17 protein-coding genes are annotated in these 17,698 nt (G+C 49.3%); 8 read left to right on the top strand and 9 right to left on the bottom strand.

Translation table 11 applies throughout. The features are described 5' to 3' along the window. The 5 genes from AB7U36_RS01620 to AB7U36_RS01640 form a co-directional block, all read right to left on the bottom strand. Positions 1–641 (bottom strand): exodeoxyribonuclease V subunit gamma (locus tag AB7U36_RS01620; RefSeq protein WP_428158059.1); only part of this gene is annotated, 641 nt, incomplete at its 3' end. A gap of 11 nt (positions 642–652) precedes the next feature. Beyond that, on the bottom strand, positions 653–1,126 hold the full coding sequence (locus AB7U36_RS01625) for a hypothetical protein (protein WP_428158060.1): 474 nt from the start codon (positions 1,124–1,126) through the stop codon (positions 653–655). Positions 1,127–1,168: 42 nt separating this feature from the next. Then, positions 1,169–1,690 carry an adenine phosphoribosyltransferase gene (locus AB7U36_RS01630; protein WP_428158061.1) on the bottom strand — a complete coding sequence of 174 codons (522 nt, stop codon included), beginning with the start codon at positions 1,688–1,690 and terminating at the stop codon, positions 1,169–1,171. 15 nt (positions 1,691–1,705) lie between these two features. Then, on the bottom strand, positions 1,706–2,467 hold the full coding sequence (gene mtnP / locus AB7U36_RS01635; RefSeq protein WP_428158062.1) for an S-methyl-5'-thioadenosine phosphorylase: 762 nt from the start codon (positions 2,465–2,467) through the stop codon (positions 1,706–1,708). A gap of 116 nt (positions 2,468–2,583) precedes the next feature. Beyond that, on the bottom strand, positions 2,584–3,138 hold the full coding sequence (locus AB7U36_RS01640) for a thioredoxin family protein (RefSeq protein WP_428158063.1): 555 nt from the start codon (positions 3,136–3,138) through the stop codon (positions 2,584–2,586). Between the two features lie 339 nt (positions 3,139–3,477). Here AB7U36_RS01640 and AB7U36_RS01645 point away from each other — a divergent pair, with 339 nt between their 5' ends. The 3 genes from AB7U36_RS01645 to AB7U36_RS01655 are packed head-to-tail and all read left to right on the top strand — an operon-like array spanning position 3,478 to position 5,252. Next, a complete protein-coding gene (locus AB7U36_RS01645; protein ID WP_428158064.1) occupies positions 3,478–4,326 on the top strand; it encodes a helix-turn-helix transcriptional regulator in 849 nt (282 codons plus the stop codon). Then, on the top strand, positions 4,316–4,825 hold the full coding sequence (locus tag AB7U36_RS01650) for an MATE family efflux transporter (RefSeq protein WP_428158065.1): 510 nt from the start codon (positions 4,316–4,318) through the stop codon (positions 4,823–4,825). Before AB7U36_RS01645 ends, AB7U36_RS01650 begins: the two co-directional genes overlap by 11 nt. After that, on the top strand, positions 4,749–5,252 hold the full coding sequence (locus AB7U36_RS01655) for an MATE family efflux transporter (RefSeq protein WP_428158081.1): 504 nt from the start codon (positions 4,749–4,751) through the stop codon (positions 5,250–5,252). The genes AB7U36_RS01650 and AB7U36_RS01655 overlap by 77 nt, the downstream gene beginning before the upstream one ends. On the opposite strand, the gene AB7U36_RS01660 is transcribed toward AB7U36_RS01655, so the two are convergent. After that, on the bottom strand, positions 5,238–7,997 hold the full coding sequence (locus AB7U36_RS01660) for an EAL domain-containing protein (protein ID WP_428158066.1): 2,760 nt from the start codon (positions 7,995–7,997) through the stop codon (positions 5,238–5,240). The genes AB7U36_RS01655 and AB7U36_RS01660 overlap by 15 nt on opposite strands. A 349-nt stretch (positions 7,998–8,346) precedes the next feature. On the opposite strand from AB7U36_RS01660, the gene ptsP reads away from it, so the two are divergent. Both ptsP and AB7U36_RS01670 read left to right on the top strand, forming a co-directional pair. Beyond that, on the top strand, positions 8,347–10,626 hold the full coding sequence (ptsP, locus tag AB7U36_RS01665) for a phosphoenolpyruvate--protein phosphotransferase (RefSeq protein ID WP_428158067.1): 2,280 nt from the start codon (positions 8,347–8,349) through the stop codon (positions 10,624–10,626). 4 nt (positions 10,627–10,630) lie between these two features. Further along, positions 10,631–11,053, top strand: coding sequence for a GNAT family N-acetyltransferase (locus tag AB7U36_RS01670; protein ID WP_428158068.1), 423 nt, complete (start codon positions 10,631–10,633; stop codon positions 11,051–11,053). A 179-nt stretch (positions 11,054–11,232) separates the two neighbouring features. Here AB7U36_RS01670 and AB7U36_RS01675 read toward each other — a convergent pair whose 3' ends face one another. Genes AB7U36_RS01675 through AB7U36_RS01685 form a run of 3 tightly spaced genes read right to left on the bottom strand, consistent with a single transcriptional unit; the run spans position 11,233 to position 13,635 of the window. Next, positions 11,233–11,895: a fumarylacetoacetate hydrolase family protein gene (locus AB7U36_RS01675; RefSeq protein WP_428158069.1), complete on the bottom strand. Its 663-nt coding sequence runs from the start codon at positions 11,893–11,895 to the stop codon at positions 11,233–11,235. 11 nt (positions 11,896–11,906) lie between these two features. Further along, the gene (draG, locus tag AB7U36_RS01680) at positions 11,907–12,779 is read right to left on the bottom strand and encodes an ADP-ribosyl-[dinitrogen reductase] hydrolase (protein ID WP_428158070.1); all 873 of its coding nucleotides are present in this window, start codon (positions 12,777–12,779) and stop codon (positions 11,907–11,909) included. Positions 12,780–12,834: 55 nt separating this feature from the next. After that, positions 12,835–13,635 carry an NAD(+)--dinitrogen-reductase ADP-D-ribosyltransferase gene (locus AB7U36_RS01685; RefSeq protein ID WP_428158071.1) on the bottom strand — a complete coding sequence of 267 codons (801 nt, stop codon included), beginning with the start codon at positions 13,633–13,635 and terminating at the stop codon, positions 12,835–12,837. Between the two features lie 196 nt (positions 13,636–13,831). Here AB7U36_RS01685 and AB7U36_RS01690 point away from each other — a divergent pair, with 196 nt between their 5' ends. From AB7U36_RS01690 to AB7U36_RS01700, 3 genes are read left to right on the top strand one after another with little or no spacing between them, the layout of a single operon-like run. Further along, positions 13,832–15,967: an HAD-IIB family hydrolase gene (locus AB7U36_RS01690; protein ID WP_428158072.1), complete on the top strand. Its 2,136-nt coding sequence runs from the start codon at positions 13,832–13,834 to the stop codon at positions 15,965–15,967. Next, positions 15,939–16,799, top strand: coding sequence for an HAD-IIB family hydrolase (locus tag AB7U36_RS01695; RefSeq protein WP_428158073.1), 861 nt, complete (start codon positions 15,939–15,941; stop codon positions 16,797–16,799). Before AB7U36_RS01690 ends, AB7U36_RS01695 begins: the two co-directional genes overlap by 29 nt. A gap of 14 nt (positions 16,800–16,813) precedes the next feature. Further along, on the top strand, positions 16,814–17,698 hold the full coding sequence (locus AB7U36_RS01700; RefSeq protein WP_428158074.1) for a carbohydrate kinase family protein: 885 nt from the start codon (positions 16,814–16,816) through the stop codon (positions 17,696–17,698).

Below are 17,698 nucleotides of genomic sequence, written 5' to 3' on the forward strand. Positions count from 1 at the left end.
GGCAACGCCTGTGCATTGACAGTACCGGATTCAATTGCGGCAACACAAGCCTGCATCTGGTCGGGCAGGGACATGCCTTTTTTTATGAGGGCTTGCCACAAAACCGCCTGCCACAAGGCATGGGGGGCCTCTGATTCGCAATTTTCTCCCCTGCCCCAGGCAGCCAGCATGTCCGGACGATACACCTGGTAATCATCCAGCACGCCCGCGATCCTGCGGCTTAACGCCATGGCCTTGGTGCCGGTATCATCATGTTCAAGATATGTTCCGGGACCCGGAAAGCTCCTGTCTACCCGGACCGGTTCCGCTTCATTGGCCATGAGTGCATCCAGAACCCCCCAGGCCATCATGTCACGGTTCAGCAGACCCGGTTCTGAAAGGCTTTCCCCCTGGCTTTTGCAGATCTGCTCCCGGATATATTCAAGCATCTGCCGGGGAAACATGAACCGCACATTGGCGCACACCCCGAAGTAACGTGCAATCACCTGGGAAAGCCATTGTCTCATACCCCGGGACTGGATACCGATGAATTCGGATGCAATAGGATTGCCAGGACCCTTGCCGATTACGGTGCAAAGGGCCTGGGCCAGATTCTCCATGCGGTTGCTTTTGATCAGATTGAGCATGGCAGACGTTCCCAAGTCTTAAATAGTCAAAAAAAATAAAGCCTGGATTCAGGCCTGTAAGGGTTGAACACCTGAATCCTGTGATTGGCATCATCCACAGTCACACCTGTAGAATAATAAAAGGAGAACCACACACCTATGGTGTTGCCTGCCGGACCAATAATTTCCCTGGCGTACATTCTGTCCTGGCCGGGTTCCAGATTACTTAAATGGTCGATCTTGCTGTAAAGGTCCGGACCGGATTCAATGGGAAACCAGAATTTTGTTTCAAAGGTATAGGCCGGGTCAATGCCCACCACAGCATCGGGCAGATTTTCCCTGCCGCAGTAAAAGTATGATAACTGTTTAGGGAGCAGCTTTTCCCGGTACTGTTCCATGAGTACCGGACTGTGCGTCATATGTCCGGCCGTGTTGAGCCCGCATCCTGCCGGAATAAAAAAAAACAAAAGGACCAGGGAAACAGTCACCTGTAAACACAAATGAATAAAGTTAATTCTCATGAATCTGCCCCCCTTTCTCCCTTTAAATTTAGTAACAGGACATTACTCTCCTTCAAATTCAATAATACTGAACACAGGACAGCCGGGAATCTGATCCCGGCCCTTAAGATCAGGCAGTTCCACAATAAAGGCGCATTCCAGCAGATCAGCCCCAAGCTGCTTTACCAGCTTGACCGTGGCCCCCACAGTGCCGCCGGTTGCAATGAGATCGTCCACAATAACCACTTTTTCGCCGGGAGTAACGGCATCCTCGTGCATCTCAAGGATGCCTTCGCCATATTCAAGACTGTAGCTCTGCTCAATGGTTTTGTGGGGCAATTTTCCATTTTTGCGCACCGGGACAAAACCGATACCAAGGCGATAGGCCAGCACAGCACCGAACACAAAGCCTCTGGCATCAATGCCCACGACCTTGTCAAGGCCCTTGTCCTTGTAGCGGTCGTAAAGGATATCGCAGGATTCTCTAAATGCTTCGGGGTTCTGCATCAGCGTGGTCAAGTCCCTGAAAATGACCCCTTTGATGGGCCAGTCCGGAATGTTTCTGATAATCTGTTTTAAATCCATGGTCTTTTGTTTCTCCTATACGCACATATTCGGGGTTATTTGTGAAACAGCCTTGATGAGCAGTTGTTTGACATTATCGGCGTTTTTATTGAACACCGAAAGAATCTGTTCCCAGGTGACCGGGGCTTCATCCTGTTTCCAGCAGTCATAGTCGGTGGACATGGCCACGGCTGCATAAGGGATGCCCGCCTCATTGGCCAGCATGGCTTCGGGTGCCGTGGACATATTAATGACATCCGCGCCCCACAGCCTGAACATATTGGATTCCGCCACGGTTGAAAACCGGGGGCCTTCAATGGTAACGACACATCCTTTGTCATGGGCGTTCAGCCCCAGATCCGCGGCAGAGTTGTACAGCACATTGCGCAGGCACGGATCAAAGGGATGGGCCATGGCCGTATGAACCGCGCCCTGTTCAAAAGAGTCGGCAAAGGTATTTTTACGAAACCGGGTAAAATCAATGAACTGATCCAGGATCACAAAATGACCCCGGTCGATTTCCTGCCTCAGGCTGCCGCAGGCAGTTGTGGCAAGGATATGGGTGGCACCGGCCTGTTTCAGGGCATGTATATTTGCCCGGTTGTTCACCTGGGTGGGGCTGTACTGGTGCTTGCGGCCGTGTCTTGCCAGAATCAGTACCCGGGTGCCGTTGATCTGCCCGGCCATGATATCTGATGAAGGCAGACCATAGGGGGTGTCTTCCTTGATGTTTTCACAATTTTCTAAAATATCAGGGTCATCCAGTCCTGACCCGCCAATAATGCCGACCCGTATCATATTCAATTCTCCTGAAATAAAAACCAATCAACGCTTTCTTTGCGCTGTCCTTATTTATCTTTGCGCTATCATAGATCGCATCAGATATTCAAGCAGGAATTCTTCAGAAGATTGGATCAGGATTTTTTTTGTTGGACATATTCCTGGAAATTCATGGTGTTGTAACTTTGGGTGTGAATATATTGCAAAATCGTGAGCAGCTGATCTGCATTGACAAATCCGGGCAGATTATTGATTTTTGTTCCGTCCGCTTCCAGAAACCACAGGGTTGGAAGTCCCCGAACCCCCCATTGCCGGGCCAGCGTTTCACGTTTGTCCGTGTCCACGCCAATGCTGACAAAATGGTCGTTCAGGTAGGTTTTGATCCGGTCATCCGTGAAGGTTTCCTTTTTCAATTTAACACAGTATCCGCACCAGGATGCATGGAAATAAAGAAAAATACTTTTACCTTCTTTCACGGCCATGGCCATGCCTGGGGCATAGTCATTCCAAAAAATATCTTTGGGCGCTGCCATTGATGAACTTTGCAGGGTTTGATTTTCACCAGCAAGCGGTTCAATGTTTACGTTGGTTACCTGGGTACCCAAATCCGGCGCAGGCCGGGTATATAAATATATTCCACCTAACGCCAGCACCACCAGTACTCCCACCAGGATATTTTCTTTTCTCATTTTCAGTCCTTTTTTAACCCATTAACCCATTCAGAAAAACCAAAATAACACAAAATCAATGGATAAAAAAGACGACAAGGTTTTATGCAACAAGATGTTGAAAAATTTCTTCCACAGAATCTTTGTTGTTTTATCAATGCCGGCATGACCATACTCCTTTTCGTCTACCCTTTCATAATGGATATATGGCTGCCTGTTCAGCTTTTTTTTGATCGATAAAAAATTGAGCCGGAATCGCACATATCAGTACGGCTCGTCGTTATCTCGGGCAATCTTTCTGTTTCAATATAAAGTATAAACCAGACGATTTTTATTGTTTATCACTTACAGACCAACGCCATGAAGCCCATAGAAATAATCATTGCCGCGATCAACCATATTGAGACCCATCTCGGAACATCTTTGGCGCTTGAGAAGGTAGCCAGGCGCCTTGGCTATTCTCGTTATTACCTTCACCATCTGTTTACCCAAACGGTGGGGGTTCCGATGCATGTATACATCCAGCGACGGCGGCTGACAGAAGCGGCAAGACAGCTTGTGTATTCGGAACTGCCCATTCTGGAGATTGCCCTGCAATCAGGTTATGAGAGCCAGCAGGCATTTGCCGTGATTTTTAAAGCCATGTACAAATTCCCTCCCGGCAGGTTCAGGCAAAACAGGGAATTCTATCCGCTTCAGATGCGATTTGAAGTCAAAGCGCCTGTCCATGACATGCATTTAACCGTTAAACGCTCTGCGGATAGCCTTATTCGACCAGCCAGAAAGGAGGATACAACCGCCTGGATGCACCTGGTGCGGCTGGTGGTGGATGGCTTTCCCTGCTTGAACGAAACCGAACATGCGGCAACACTGCAAAAATATATAGCCAGGCAGCACGCCTTTATCATGAAGGAAAAAAATAGCGCCATAGGGATCATGATGCTCTCTCCCGCGTCGGGCAACATTGATTTTCTGGGGATACATCCGTTTTATCGCCACGGCGGAATCATGCAGACACACCTTGCCAAAGCCATGAGTGTAATGACCGGACATCAGGTAATCAGCACCACAACCTACCGCCGGGGAGACCGGGCAGATACGGGCCACCGCAGGACATTGACGGCTTTTGGTTTCACCGGGGGGGAGCACCTTGTGGAGTTCGGCTACCCGACCCAGAAAATGTTCTTGCCCAACACTCATGTCTTCTGAAGCCATAGACACACAAACAGCGGGGAATGTTCTGGCAAAAGATTTCAATGCATGCATGCTGCTGGGTTTTGCCTCTCCAACGGTCTTCATGATGCTTTTTTTCGGCCTGTACACAATTGTGGACATCATTTTTGTTGCAAGAGGGGTGAACACTGATGCCCTGTCCGCCATCAATATTGTAACACCTGTAATAAACCTCATCGTTGGACTTTCCACCATGCTTGCCACAGGCGCAAGTGCGCTCATCGCACGCAAGATGGGAAACAACAAGCTCAGTGAAGCCCGCTGCAATTTCTCTCTTATTGTTGCCACCGCTGCGATGACAGGGATCGTTATAGCTGCCAGCGGACTGCTTTTCCTCAACCCATTGCTGGGAAAACTAGGCGCAAGCACCCAAATATGGTGTGGCAGCCATCACCATTATGATATATACGCAATTTCTGCTTTCCACATTTTTCATTGGCTTTTCCATGGGTGTCGCACCGGTAATCAGCTATAATTATGGCCGCAGTGACAAAGGCAAACTCAAACAAATCATTGGGATCTGCCTGGGTGTGACAGGCGCTGCGTCGCTCACCACAGCCACCGTCACTCTGGTGTCCGGCGGCATGCTGGCAGGAATTTTTTCACCTCCAGGGTCCACGGTATATACCATCGCCAGAGCCGGATTTCTGATTTTCCCGCTCGCCTTTCTGTTTATCGGCTTCAACATCTTTGGTTCAGCCATGTTTACCGCACTTTCAAATGGCAAAATTTCGGCGGCACTTTCTTTTTTCAGAAGCCTGCTGATTGCACTGTGTATTATCGCTCTGCCGCACTTTCTGGGGGTGAATGGCATCTGGATGGCCGTGCCGCTTGCCGAGCTTGTCAGTTTTATTCTGGCGCTGGGGCTGTTTACAAAAGCCGCCGGTTCATGCGGTTTTTAATTTCCGGCCAAGGAAGGAGATAAACGCCTCATAGGGCATGGGTTTTGCGATAAGGTAGCCCTGGATCATATCGCACGCCTCTGCAACAAGGTAATCCATCTGGCTTCGGGTTTCCACCCCTTCCGCTATGGTTTTCAAAGACATGGCCCGGGCCATGGCAAGGGCCGCGCGGACAATGGCTCTGCTGGACTCATCTGTCTCAATGCCGCGGATAAGGGAGGCATCTATCTTCAGCGCGGTCAGGGGCAGGTTTTTAATGAAGTTCAGCGAAGAATACCCGGTACCGAAATCATCCAGCTCAACCTGCAGTCCCATGCTGCGAAGTTCCTTCATAATATTTCTGGCACGTCCCATATCCTGGACAAGACTGGTTTCGGTGAGTTCAAATTTCAGTCGTAACGGTGTGGCACCGGTTTCATGAAACACCCTTTTCACTGTTTTAATGAAATTTTCTTCGGCAAACTGCAGGGCACTGATATTCACGGCCAGGGCAAAATTTTCGGGGAGCTGGTATTTTTCCATATCCATGACAATGGTGCAGGCCTGCTTGAGAACCCATTCCCCCAAAGGCAGAATCAGGCCGGTACTTTCGGCCAAAGGAATAAAAGCTTCCGGACTGACAGGCGGCTTATCCCGGGGCAGCCATCTGAGCAGGGCCTCTGCCCCGCAAAGCATACCGTTGTTCAATACCTGGGGCTGAAGATACAGACAGAATTCGCCGTTATCCAGGCCGGTTTTCATATCCAGGGCCATGGCGCTTCTGGTGTTCACAATGGCCTGGCGGGCCTGGGAGTAAAAACAGATACGGTTGCGGCCCAGGTCCTTGGCCTCGTACATGGCCACATCAGCGTGTTTGAGCACCTCGCTTTCATCCCGATCCCTGCCGTGGAAAAGGGCCACCCCGACGGAGGCACTGGTGTGGTGGACATGCTGGTCATCTCCCAGAATATAGGGCCGGTTCAGTTCCGACCTGATTTTTTCAGCCACAGCCATGGCTTTGTCATGGCCTAATGTCTCATCACTGCCCAGGCACTCCAGAAGCACAACAAATTCATCACCGCCAAGGCGGGCCACGGTATCTGTTTCCCGGACACAGCTGCCAAGGCGTCTGCCCACATCCACAAGCAGGGCATCCCCGGTATCATGTCCCTTGGTATCATTCAGGCTTTTAAAATTATCCAGATCCAGCATGAGCACGGCACCATAATCTTTTTTCCTGCCGGACAAGGCAACGGCATGGGCGAGTCTGTCCATGAGCATGCGCCGGTTGGCAAGGCCGGTCAGTGCGTCATAAAGGGCCAGACGTCGAATCCGGTTTTCAGCCTGCCTTCGTTCGGTGATATCCCAGACATAGCCATACCATAACGTGCCACCGTCCATCATTTGCTCCGGCGTGGCATGGCCCTCCAGCCAGACCTCTTTTTTTTCCGGATGCCTGATCCGGAACTGGGACTTCCAGGTTCTTAAAGATATAGCCGAAGCATCAATGCTGTCCCTGACCTTTTGCAGGTCTTCTTCATATACAAGATCTGAAAGAGCCCGGAAATCATCCTGAATCACATCGGCACTGACCCCACAGGTCTGCTGCACCCCGCGGCTGACATAGGGCATGCACCCGGTTTTGTTCCTGTCACGCTTATACTGGAAAATAAATCCGGGGATATGCCGGGACAGCTTATCCAGTCTGTTTGACAGCTCCTTGCGTTCGGTGATGTCATGGATGGTACCTGAAATTTTTACCACATTACCATCACTGCCCTTTGCAGAGGCGGCCTGCTGATACACGAGCCGTTCAGTCCCATCCGGCCGGATCACCCGGAACTCCATATTCAATGCATCCGGATTCTGAGTAAGGGCATTGAACTGATTTTTTACAATGTTTTTATCATCGGGATGGATAAATTTAAGAACATTTTCACTGGTCATTTCAACAGAGCCCATGGGCCTTCCCACAATCTCATAGATCTGATCGGAACAGCTTAATGCCCCGGTGGCCGCATCCATCTCCCAGTCCCCGACCAGGGCAAGCTTCTGGGCTTCCACCAGACGCTGTTGGGTGTCTGTCAGCTGGGTCACAGAGGCCTGCAGGGAGTTAAGGGCCTGGCGCACCTGTTTTTCCAAAGGCCTGAAAATAAAAAAAGCCTCCAGAAGCAAAGCGGCCAGGGCTGCCAGCCATACAATCCCTTCAAACCGTTCTATCTTGACAATGGCGGCTCTGCCTATGCGTTCATATTCGTCAACCGCTGCATCCAAAAGAGGGTCAAGCACATGGGGGCCGTAATTGACCAGGTATATATAGTCAATGGATCCAATGGACAAACTGTCCATATCTGTTTCATACACCTTTCGGGCCCGTTCCAGGAACCGTTGCAGGGCAGAGTCCAGCCCCATCCTAGGGTCTTTGTAAATGGTTTCCAGGGCTTCATTGGTCACTTTGGGAATCCGGGTTTCACTATCGCCTTCCTTTAAGGCCTTGTGGGCAGCCTGCATTTTATGAATGGTCAGACCCACCTGGCTCCGGGCCTGGTTGAACTCGGTTTCATCATCAGTGGCAGCCATCAGGCTTGCAAAATACGCAATGCGGTTGGTCAGGCCGGCCTGGTGCCCGGCAAGATTGATCAGCTGGGAAAAATCACGCTGTTTTGAAATGAGATGCTGCATGGTAAAAAAAGAAGTTGTCACAAGAATGGCAATGGCACTTAAACCAAACACATAACGCAGCCGAAGATTTCCAACAATACTCAAAGGTAAGCCCTCCCTGCCCTATTTTACCGATATTGAAGCATTCTAATGCGCAACACCCGCCTGGTTTCAATATCCGGAATAATAATTGGCTTGGCATCAGGTTGTTATAAATTCTCATTAGCCAACACTTTTTACCACTCATTTGTTAGTATAGAATTAAAACTCGGAACAAATAAAATAAGGCGGCATAATCCGACCTTTGAAAACCGGTTTACAGTTCACCCAAACTGTTTTGTGCCTGTCTTTTTTCGTTGAATCTTGAACTGTTTCAAATTAGATTAGGGCCTGGGTATTATGAATACATTTGCATTGGGGGGCAGGCATAACCCCTGTGGAGCAACAAAAAAATATGAATAAAAAAGCACCTGACCATCTCAACCTTCTGTTCGACATGGGGGAACTTGCCTCCATCATCACCAGCGGATCGGACATTGAAGCATTTCTGACCGGTGCCAGCGAACTTGTGGCAAAGCACCTTAAAGCCCATGTTTGCTCCATCTATCTTTTTGACTCCCGTTCCAACGAGCTGGTTCTGAAAGCCACCCGGGGTCTGAAGCCCGAAGCCGTTAATCGGATCCGGATGCTGCCCGGAGAAGGCCTGGTGGGCCAGTGCTTCTCCCGGGACCAGATTCTGCGGGTGGGAAACGCAAGAACAAGCCCTGGGTTCAAATATTTTGATAATGCCGGAGAAGAGCCATTTAATTCTTTTCTTTGTGTTCCCATCCGGCGGGGAGTGGTAAAAATCGGCGTTCTGGTGGTCCAGCAACGGGAAATGGACCATTTTACCCTGCTTGATGAACGTGCATTGAGAACGGCCGCCACCCAGTTGGCCGGTGCCATTGAAAATGCAAGACTGCTTATGGCCCTGGCATCTGAGCCGGGGGATCTAAGCGATGATGCAGACACCATTTCAAAAACATTCCCTGGGTTTATTAAAGGCAAATCCGACGGATACGGCTTAGCCTTTGGCACGATCCGGCCTTCGAGAAGAAAACGCAAAGCCATCCTGTTTGAGGAAGACACATCCAATATCACCTATTCCCTGGCTGATTTTCAAACTGCCGTGGAAAAAACCATTGATGAATTAAAGGAGCTGCAGGATAAATTTGCCGCAAGTCTTCCGGAAAGCGAATCTTTGATCTTCACTGCCCATTTCATGATGCTCAAGGACAAAAATTTCACCGGAAAAATGAAAGCACTGGTAGAACAGGGCCTCTCTCCTGTGGCAGCCATCCAACAGGTCGCCCTGAAATACATAAAAGTTTTCTCAGATAATCCCCATGCCTATATGCAGGAAAAAGCCGTGGATGTTGAGGACCTGGGCATACGTCTTTTGTCCCATCTCAAGGCCGTGCATACGCCCAAAGCCGCTGACAGGGGGACTATTTTCGTTACCCAGGACATTTACCCCTCGGACATAATGAAACTCACCGCCGACGGCATCCGGGGCATTGTGCTGGTGGGCGGCGGCGTCACCTCCCATGTCACCATCCTCGCCCGGTCCCTGTCCATCCCGCTGATCATTGCCGATGACCCTGTATTTATAGATCTGCCCGACACCACCCGGCTGCTGCTGGATGCAGGCCAGGGCAATATTTACATCAATCCGGACGACAACACCCTTTCCATATTCAAGGCCAAACAGGAGGCTGAGAACCGGGCAAAAACCCGGGAGATGCCGCCTGCCACCTACACCCTTGACAACAGGCGCATCCGGTTGCTTGCCAATATCAACCTGCTCAGTGAAATTCCCCTGGCCCGGGAACTGAAAGCTGAAGGCATTGGCCTTTACCGTACGGAATTCCCGTTTCTGATCCGGTCCGGTTTTCCTTCGGAAGACGAACAATACCTCATTTATAAAGGGCTGTTTGACAAGACTGAACCCGGAACCGTCACAACGGTGCGCACCCTGGATGCCGGCGGAGACAAAGTCATAAAACACACTGATTTTATCCAGGAGGCCAACCCGGCCTTAGGTTTGCGCTCCATTCGCTTTTCCCTGAAGCACCGCCAGATTTTCCGGGCCCAGATAAAAGCCATTTTAAGAGCTGCCCATGGCAGGGAAAAGGTCCGCCTGATGTTTCCATTAATATCCTCCATTGACGAATTTCTGGCGGCAAAACAGGTAATGACGCAATGTATCCGTCAGATGACCCAGGAGGGTGTGCCCCACAAAAGCGATCCTGACGTGGGCATGATGATTGAACTGCCTTCAGTGCTTGCCACCATAGATGAATTTGCAGAACTGGCAGATTTTTTTGCCATCGGCACCAATGATTTTATCCAGTATATGCTGGGTGCGGACCGGGGCAACAAACTGGTGGCCGACTACTATATCCCTTACCATCCCGCCGTGAACCGCGGCATTGCAAACATTGTAAAGGCAGCTGTCAGCCACGGCATTGACGTGTCCGTGTGCGGAGAGATGGCACATGATCCAGACCACATCCCCTTTCTGATCGGCGTGGGTATCACCACCCTCAGTGTGGACCCCAAATTCCTGCCCAGGGTCCAAGCCACTGTCATGGAGACAAGTTTTTCCCGGGCAAGCGCGTATGCCCGCCGTCTACTGGACCAGACCCGGGTCAAGGATGCTGCTGAGGTATTGAAAACCAGTCCCGGCAAATGAGAATTTGTTTTTTCCAAGTCCCTGCTGCCAATTAAGGAGATGTTGCCATGGTTATCAGCTGGACCTGACCCCGGAGGGACAAGACGCCTATGTGGCCAGGGGCATGGCCGGATTTATTGAACATTTTTCAGAAAAGGACCATCTCTGGATTGCCGAAACCCGGGGGGAGTTTGCCGGATCCGTGGCTGTGGTCAGGCAAGATGATACCACAGCCCAGATCAGATGGCTCGTCGTCGAGCCCAAAACACGGGGCAGGGGCATCGGCAGGCAACTCATCACCGAGGCGGTCCGGTTCGCCCGGGACAAAGGGTTTAAAACCCTTATGCTTTGGATCATTGATTTTCTCCATTCCGCCCGCACCGTTATGCCGCCGCCGGCTTCACCCTGGCTGAAACCAAAGCCGGCCGGGTCTGGGGAAAAAATTTGACAGAAGAACGCTGGGAACATACTTTGAACTGATTTTATAGAGTCTGTTTGGTCATTAGAGTCGAAGCGAAATTTCATGAAAATACAGCCGATTCATCAATTACCAAACAGGCTCTTAAACAGCTATGGTGATGGCCACCCGCCCATCACCGCCGCATTCAGCCGTTCCGGTGATCCATCTCAGACAACGGATGCGGAGAAGCCAAACCGGCCGTCAAGCGCCAACCTCAGCCTGTCACCTGATTTCAACCCGGCCACACCGGCCGGGGTTCCGGTGAGCACGACATCTCCCGGTAACAGGGTAAAAAAACCGGACATGTAGGCGATCAAGTCAAAGATCCCGTTAATCATCAGCTTTGTACTCTCATCCTGCCGCACCTGGCCGTTCACTTCCAGTTTCAACCGCGTATCCTGGGGGTTGGGAAGGTTGTCAGGTCCAATAAAAGGTGAGATAGGGCATGAACCGTCAAATGCTTTTGCCTTTTCCCAGGGCAGACCTTTCTCCTTGAGCTGTTTCTGGATATCCCGCAGGGTCAGATCCAATGCAATCCCATAACCGGCAACGGCAGCCTCGACCTCTTCCCGCCCTGCCCTGCTGATCTCCTTGCCGATCAACACGGCCAATTCCGTTTCATTGTGGCAGTCCTTGGTGAAATCAGGGATCACAATCGGCTGGCTGATCGGCTGCAGCGATGTTGACGGTTTGATAAACAAAATAGGCTCCGTGGGCATGGGATTGTCCAGTTCCCTGATATGATCCACATAATTGCGACCAACACAAACCACCTTTCCCACTGGCAGGTCGCACACTGACCCGTCGTTGAATACATGCTGATATTTCATAATTTCCTTCCTTACATTAAAAGTACCGGAGAGTGGTCCACCAAATATTCCGACAACTCACTCACCTCTGAATAAACACGGGAATCTAACCGTTTCAACCAGCGTTTCGGTATTCCATCGACTCCATAGACAGCACCGGCGAGCATCCCGGCCAATGCGCCGGTGGTATCCGCATCCCCCCCCTGGTTTACCGTACCAATGAGGCACGCTTCAAAAGTGGCCGTTGAAAATAGAAAATGGAAAACGGTCTGCACCGTGTCCACAACGTAGGCAGAGCTTTTACCCGGATACGGTTGATAACGAAAATCCGGATGTTTAGCCACAAACTCGTCGGTATGGATCCGAAGTTGACTCAATGTGGCGCCCATCATGGCGTCATGAAGCAGACGACCAAAAAAGATACATGCCGTATCAGACAGCGGATTATTGTGCGTCAGGTGGGCCTGTTCCACCACATATTGAGCAAGGGAGGCTTCATTCCCCAAAGTGTAAAGTGCAACGGGAAGCATGCGCATCAAGGCTCCGTTTCCGGCACTCCATCGACTCGGTTCTGCTTCAAGGGTTTGGTTGAGGATGTAGTTTCTGATTCCCCTGGCACATGTGGAGCCGACATCAACTGGCCTGCCTCTCATCCAATTGGCAAACTCCTCTGCAACGGCGGAAAGATTCCATCCCTGGGAATTTCGAATGGCCCGTCCGATACAAACCGACATTTCAGTATCATCTGTCACTTGACCGGCTTTGAGATACAGCCATCCTTGCCCAATGATCTGTTTATGCACACCATATTGTAATTTGATCTCCTCGGGCGTCATGAACTCGGTAGTCGCCCCCAAGGCATCTCCAACAGCAAGACCGACAAAGGCCCCTTTTGCCTTCTCCACAATTTGTTTTCTGTCAGGTATCCGAACCGATTGCATGAATGATGGTTTCCCTAAATTATATAATTCGCCTGGAAATATCGTACACACCGCCAATGACCAACACTTCCTCCTCCCCCTTGAGTATCCCGGCATGGAGAAAAGCGCCATCAAAAAAAATTTTTGAAACAGGAACCCTGGCTTCAATAATAAATGTTCCAAATTCCCAGGCCCGCTCAAAATCATGGGTAAAGGAGTTCAGATTATTGAGCCGGACCACCCCTTTACCTTTCTTGCCATCCCATTCAAGTATGTCATGATCGTAAAACCCATGAACACCTCTGAAAAGGGTGATGTGAGTGGTGTCGGGATCGCGGCGTGTCATCTCGTACTGAACAAATTCATAGAGAAGATCTAGCTGGGAAAAAATACCGTTGGTTCGCGCTGAACCTTTCATGCGATCCTTCAGGTATGATAAATACGCGTTGCTCTCTTTCCCTTTGATCAGGCCGCCGTGATAGGTTGGGGGCAACCCCATCCTGTTTTGCACCCATCCCTTCAAGACAGCACCTTCAACGGAATCAGCATCAAAAAGCCAGCCCCGGAGAAAACCCAGGTAACTGTGTTTTAGACTGAGTTGTCCACCAGCAGTATCTTTTTCTCGCCATTGATGAAGATGAAACGCAACATCCATATAATCTTGGAATATCCTTGCCCTTTCTTCCCAGCTGGAGAGACTATCCAACTTTTTGAAAAAATGGGCATGGGTAGCTCGTACACCATGGACACTTAACGGCGTAGGACTGGCGTTGAATTCGCGGGAGCCGATCACCCACGCCGGCACACTGCACAAGCTGTATTGATAATGATAATCGGACATAAATTATTCTATAACCCCCAAACTTTTTTGGCCGCACCCAAGACGATATCCATGGAGGAAATATCATTTTGATTTGTTTGTCGACCTCTTTTTGTTTGATGTTTACCAGCCCCGTACCCCCAAGGCAAGTGCATACTGCAAATGTATTGAGAATCACTTTAAATATTTATGTCACTTTGTTATAGTTATTAACATTATGAAATCCAATCCAAAGTACATCTTGTTAATCAATATCCACGGATTAATTCGAGGCAAAGGGCTTGAACTGGGGCGGGATGCGGACACCGGCGGCCAGACCAAATATGTTCTGGAATTCGCCAAAGCAATTTCCAAACGTCCTGATGTGGAACAGGTTGACCTGATGACCCGCCGCATTGCTGATCCGCAAATCAGTGACGATTACAATAAAGTGATTGAACCATTGAATTCAACAGCCCGAATTGTCAGAATTGACTGCGGACCCGAAGAATATATCCCCAAAGAGAATCTTTGGGACTACCTGGATAATTTTGTAGATAATGCCCTGGTTTTCTTAAAGCAACAGAAAAATCTGCCAGGTATCATCCATGCCCATTATGCAGATGCGGGATACGTGGGAACACGTTTATCTCATCAATTGGAATTGCCTTTGGTTTTCACTGCCCACTCTTTGGGACGAAGCAAGCGCAAAAGGCTGATCGCCAGCGGACTGAAAAGTTCAGTTATAGAAAAACGTTATAATATGACCCGCAGAATAAACGCCGAAGAAGACACCCTGGGTTCTGCTGAACTGGTGATCACCAGTACCAGCCATGAAATCAACGAACAGTATGCCTCCTACGATTTTTATCAACCCGACAGTATGCAGATGATTCCACCGGGAACAGACTTGGAGAAATTCCATCCGCCCGTTGGCGATGAGATTGACAGTCCGATTTTTAAAGAGATCAGCAAATTCCTGATAACTCCGGACAAACCCATGATCCTGACCATTTCGCGTCCTGATCAAAGAAAGAATATTCATACCTTGATCGAAGCATACGGGACATCATTGGAATTACAAAAATTGGCCAATCTGGTGATTGTTGCGGGAACCCGGAAAGACATCCGGGATTTGGACACTGGCGCCCAGGAGGTCCTGACCGATCTGTTGCTGACTATCGATCAATATGACCTCTATGGGAAAGTGGCGTATCCGAAAACCCATAAACCGGATGAAGTCCCTGTTTTATATCGTCTGGCTTCTGTTTCAGGGGGGATTTTCATCAATCCCGCACTGACGGAACCGTTTGGATTAACCTTAATCGAAGCCGCGGCCAGCTTTGTTCCCATTGTAGCCACCGAAGACGGCGGTCCTATTGATATTGTTCGAAACTGTCTGAACGGGTACCTGATCAACCCGCTGGATAAAAGCGACATCGTTGATAAAATTTTACACATTTTAAAAGACAAGAAACATAGACATAATTTATCGGAAAATGGTCTCAAAGGTGTGAACAAAAACTACACCTGGGAATCTCACATCGACAAATACTTAAATGTCGTCCAGCCGATCATAGAAAAACGCAAACCTTTAAAACGCTTACCTGTCACCCGTCGGCAAATGATTTATCACAATGGCGCAATTGTATCGGATATTGACCAGAACCTGTTGGGAGATATGAATTCCCTGACCCGTTTAAATCAAATTTTATCTGATCACCGTAAAGACATCAGCTTCTGTATTGCCACAGGACGCCGGCTGGATTCTGCGCTGACGATTTTAAAAAAATATCAGATTATCCAGCCCGATGTACTTATTACCAGTATGGGAACGGAAATTTACTATGGTGGAAACCTGGAACGGGACCTGGTCTGGACCAACCATATTGATCATTTATGGAACCCAAAGGCTGTTCATCGTATTCTGTCTGATTTATCAGGATTAAAATTACAGCCCAAGGCAGAACAGAGTCAACATAAAATCAGTTATTATTACGATCCGAAACTCGCACCTTCACTGGATGACATCAAAACCCTGTTGCATCAAAATGAACAGACCGTCAACCTCATATATTCATTTGGGCAATTTCTGGACATCATACCTGTCAGGGCCTCCAAAGGGTACGCGATCCGATGGTTTTCCGAACAATGGGACATTCCCCTGGATCACATGTTAACTGCCGGCGGATCCGGAGCCGACGAAGATGTGATGCGGGGAAATACCCTTTCTGTTGTCGTTAAGAATCGGCACAATGAAGAACTTTCCGATTTAACAGATATTGAACCGATTTATTTTTCCGAAAAAAAATTTGCGGCAGGAATTCTGGACGGCATTAACCATTATGATTTTTTCAGCCGCTGTGAAAAATAATCCCATGCCGGATAAGCTGTTAATTTGTACTGATCTGGACCGGACCCTTATTCCCAACGGTCCTCAACCTGCCTCTCCCCGGGCAATGCCGTTGTTCCGCAAGCTGGTTTCCAGGCCGGGGATTAAACTTGCATATGTGACCGGACGGGATAAAAAACTGGTCATGGACGCCATCGGCCATTTTAACCTGCCTGTACCGGACTATGCCGTCACAGATGTAGGAAGCGCTGTTTATAACATCCAGTCCGGCCGGTGGCGCCGTCGAATTGATTGGGATCAGCATATTTGCCGTGACTGGGAAAACAAAAGCCCAAAGGAGCTGGCTGTTTTCCTTTCCGATATAGCCCAATGCCGGCTCCAGGAAGAGGAAAAACAAGGGCGCTATAAACTCAGTTATTATGTGCCGCTGAGTATCAATCCGGGCATATTGGCCGGTGAAATACAATTGCGGATGACGCAGCACGGCTTACAGACCAATACCATCTGGAGTATCGACGAACAAAAAAGGACCGGATTGCTGGACATTCTGCCGGCCAGTGCCGATAAACGAAAAGCAATTGAATTCCTGATAAAAACCAACGCGTTTGATTATGCCCGCACTATATTTTCCGGTGACAGCGGTAACGACCAGGCCGTTCTTTTAAGCCCTATAAAGTCTGTCATCGTGGCCAATGCATCACCCGAATTAAAATCACAGATTAGAGAACAGGTGGGTGCAACCGTTTTTTCAGACCGTCTATATATTGCCCGGGGAGGGTATTTAAACATGAACGGCAATTATGCGGCGGGTATTCTGGAGGGCATCAATCATTACTTTCCAGAATTAAAATGAATGGATTGAAGCATATGACCGACAGACAGATTATCGTATTTGGTGAAGTTTTATTTGACTGTTTCCCGGATGGACACAGGATTTTAGGGGGCGCGCCCTTTAATGTGGCCTGGCATTTACAGGCATTTGGTGCGGCACCATTGTTTATTTCGTCAGTGGGAGAAGATCTGCTGGGGGAACAGATCAAAAATGCCATGGCCGGTTGGGGAATGGATCTTAACGGACTGCAGACCCATACGGACCAGCCAACTGGCCAGGTTGAAGTGAAGATTTCTGACAATGAACCCTCCTACGACATCGTCAGCCCCTGCGCCTATGACTATATTCAATCCGGGCAGCTCCCAGGTTTGCCGGATCACCCGTTTTTATACCATGGGACCCTGGCCATACGGAATGCGGTTTCTGCAGGTACGCTTCTGGCAATCAAACATCAGACAACACCAGACGTGTTCCTGGATGTTAATCTCCGTACGCCGTGGTGGCGTATCAATGATATTCTCCCCCTTTTGAGCAACACATCCTGGTTGAAGCTGAACCATCATGAACTGGCAGAACTGGTTCCTGACCGCCGGGAAGAAGAGCGCCGGATCAACAAACTGTTTTCATCAACACAGTTAAAACACATCACCCTGACACGAGGTGAAAAAGGCGCCGTCATCTACAGCGCCAACGGGTTCCCTTCCATTTCCATTTCACCAGAAAAGACAATATCGGTCATCGATACCGTTGGCGCGGGAGATGCGTTCAGCAGTGTTCTGCTGCTCGGAAAAATAAGGGACTGGAATTTGGAAACAACACTGAAACGTGCCCAGGAATTTGCCGGGGCTGTTGTCGAAATTCGCGGCGCAACCACTACCGATCAAGCATTTTACAGATCGTTTTTAAAAACCTGGAATTAG

This window comes from Desulfobacter sp. (genome assembly GCF_050177295.1).

Bases quoted from the DNA above. Each gene is read 5' to 3' on its own strand.
- ptsP (WP_428158067.1), top strand. From the start codon at position 8,347: ATGAATAAAAAAGCACCTGACCATCTCAACCTTCTGTTCGACATGGGG.
- AB7U36_RS01690 (WP_428158072.1), top strand. From the start codon at position 13,832: ATGAAATCCAATCCAAAGTACATCTTGTTAATCAATATCCACGGATTA.
- AB7U36_RS01625 (WP_428158060.1), bottom strand. From the start codon at position 1,126: ATGAGAATTAACTTTATTCATTTGTGTTTACAGGTGACTGTTTCCCTG.
- AB7U36_RS01645 (WP_428158064.1), top strand. From the start codon at position 3,478: ATGAAGCCCATAGAAATAATCATTGCCGCGATCAACCATATTGAGACC.
- AB7U36_RS01655 (WP_428158081.1), top strand. From the start codon at position 4,749: ATGATATATACGCAATTTCTGCTTTCCACATTTTTCATTGGCTTTTCC.
- AB7U36_RS01640 (WP_428158063.1), bottom strand. From the start codon at position 3,138: ATGAGAAAAGAAAATATCCTGGTGGGAGTACTGGTGGTGCTGGCGTTA.
- AB7U36_RS01700 (WP_428158074.1), top strand. From the start codon at position 16,814: ATGACCGACAGACAGATTATCGTATTTGGTGAAGTTTTATTTGACTGT.
- AB7U36_RS01685 (WP_428158071.1), bottom strand. From the start codon at position 13,635: ATGTCCGATTATCATTATCAATACAGCTTGTGCAGTGTGCCGGCGTGG.
- AB7U36_RS01630 (WP_428158061.1), bottom strand. From the start codon at position 1,690: ATGGATTTAAAACAGATTATCAGAAACATTCCGGACTGGCCCATCAAA.
- AB7U36_RS01695 (WP_428158073.1), top strand. From the start codon at position 15,939: ATGATTTTTTCAGCCGCTGTGAAAAATAATCCCATGCCGGATAAGCTG.
- mtnP (WP_428158062.1), bottom strand. From the start codon at position 2,467: ATGATACGGGTCGGCATTATTGGCGGGTCAGGACTGGATGACCCTGAT.
- AB7U36_RS01675 (WP_428158069.1), bottom strand. From the start codon at position 11,895: ATGAAATATCAGCATGTATTCAACGACGGGTCAGTGTGCGACCTGCCA.
- AB7U36_RS01650 (WP_428158065.1), top strand. From the start codon at position 4,316: ATGTCTTCTGAAGCCATAGACACACAAACAGCGGGGAATGTTCTGGCA.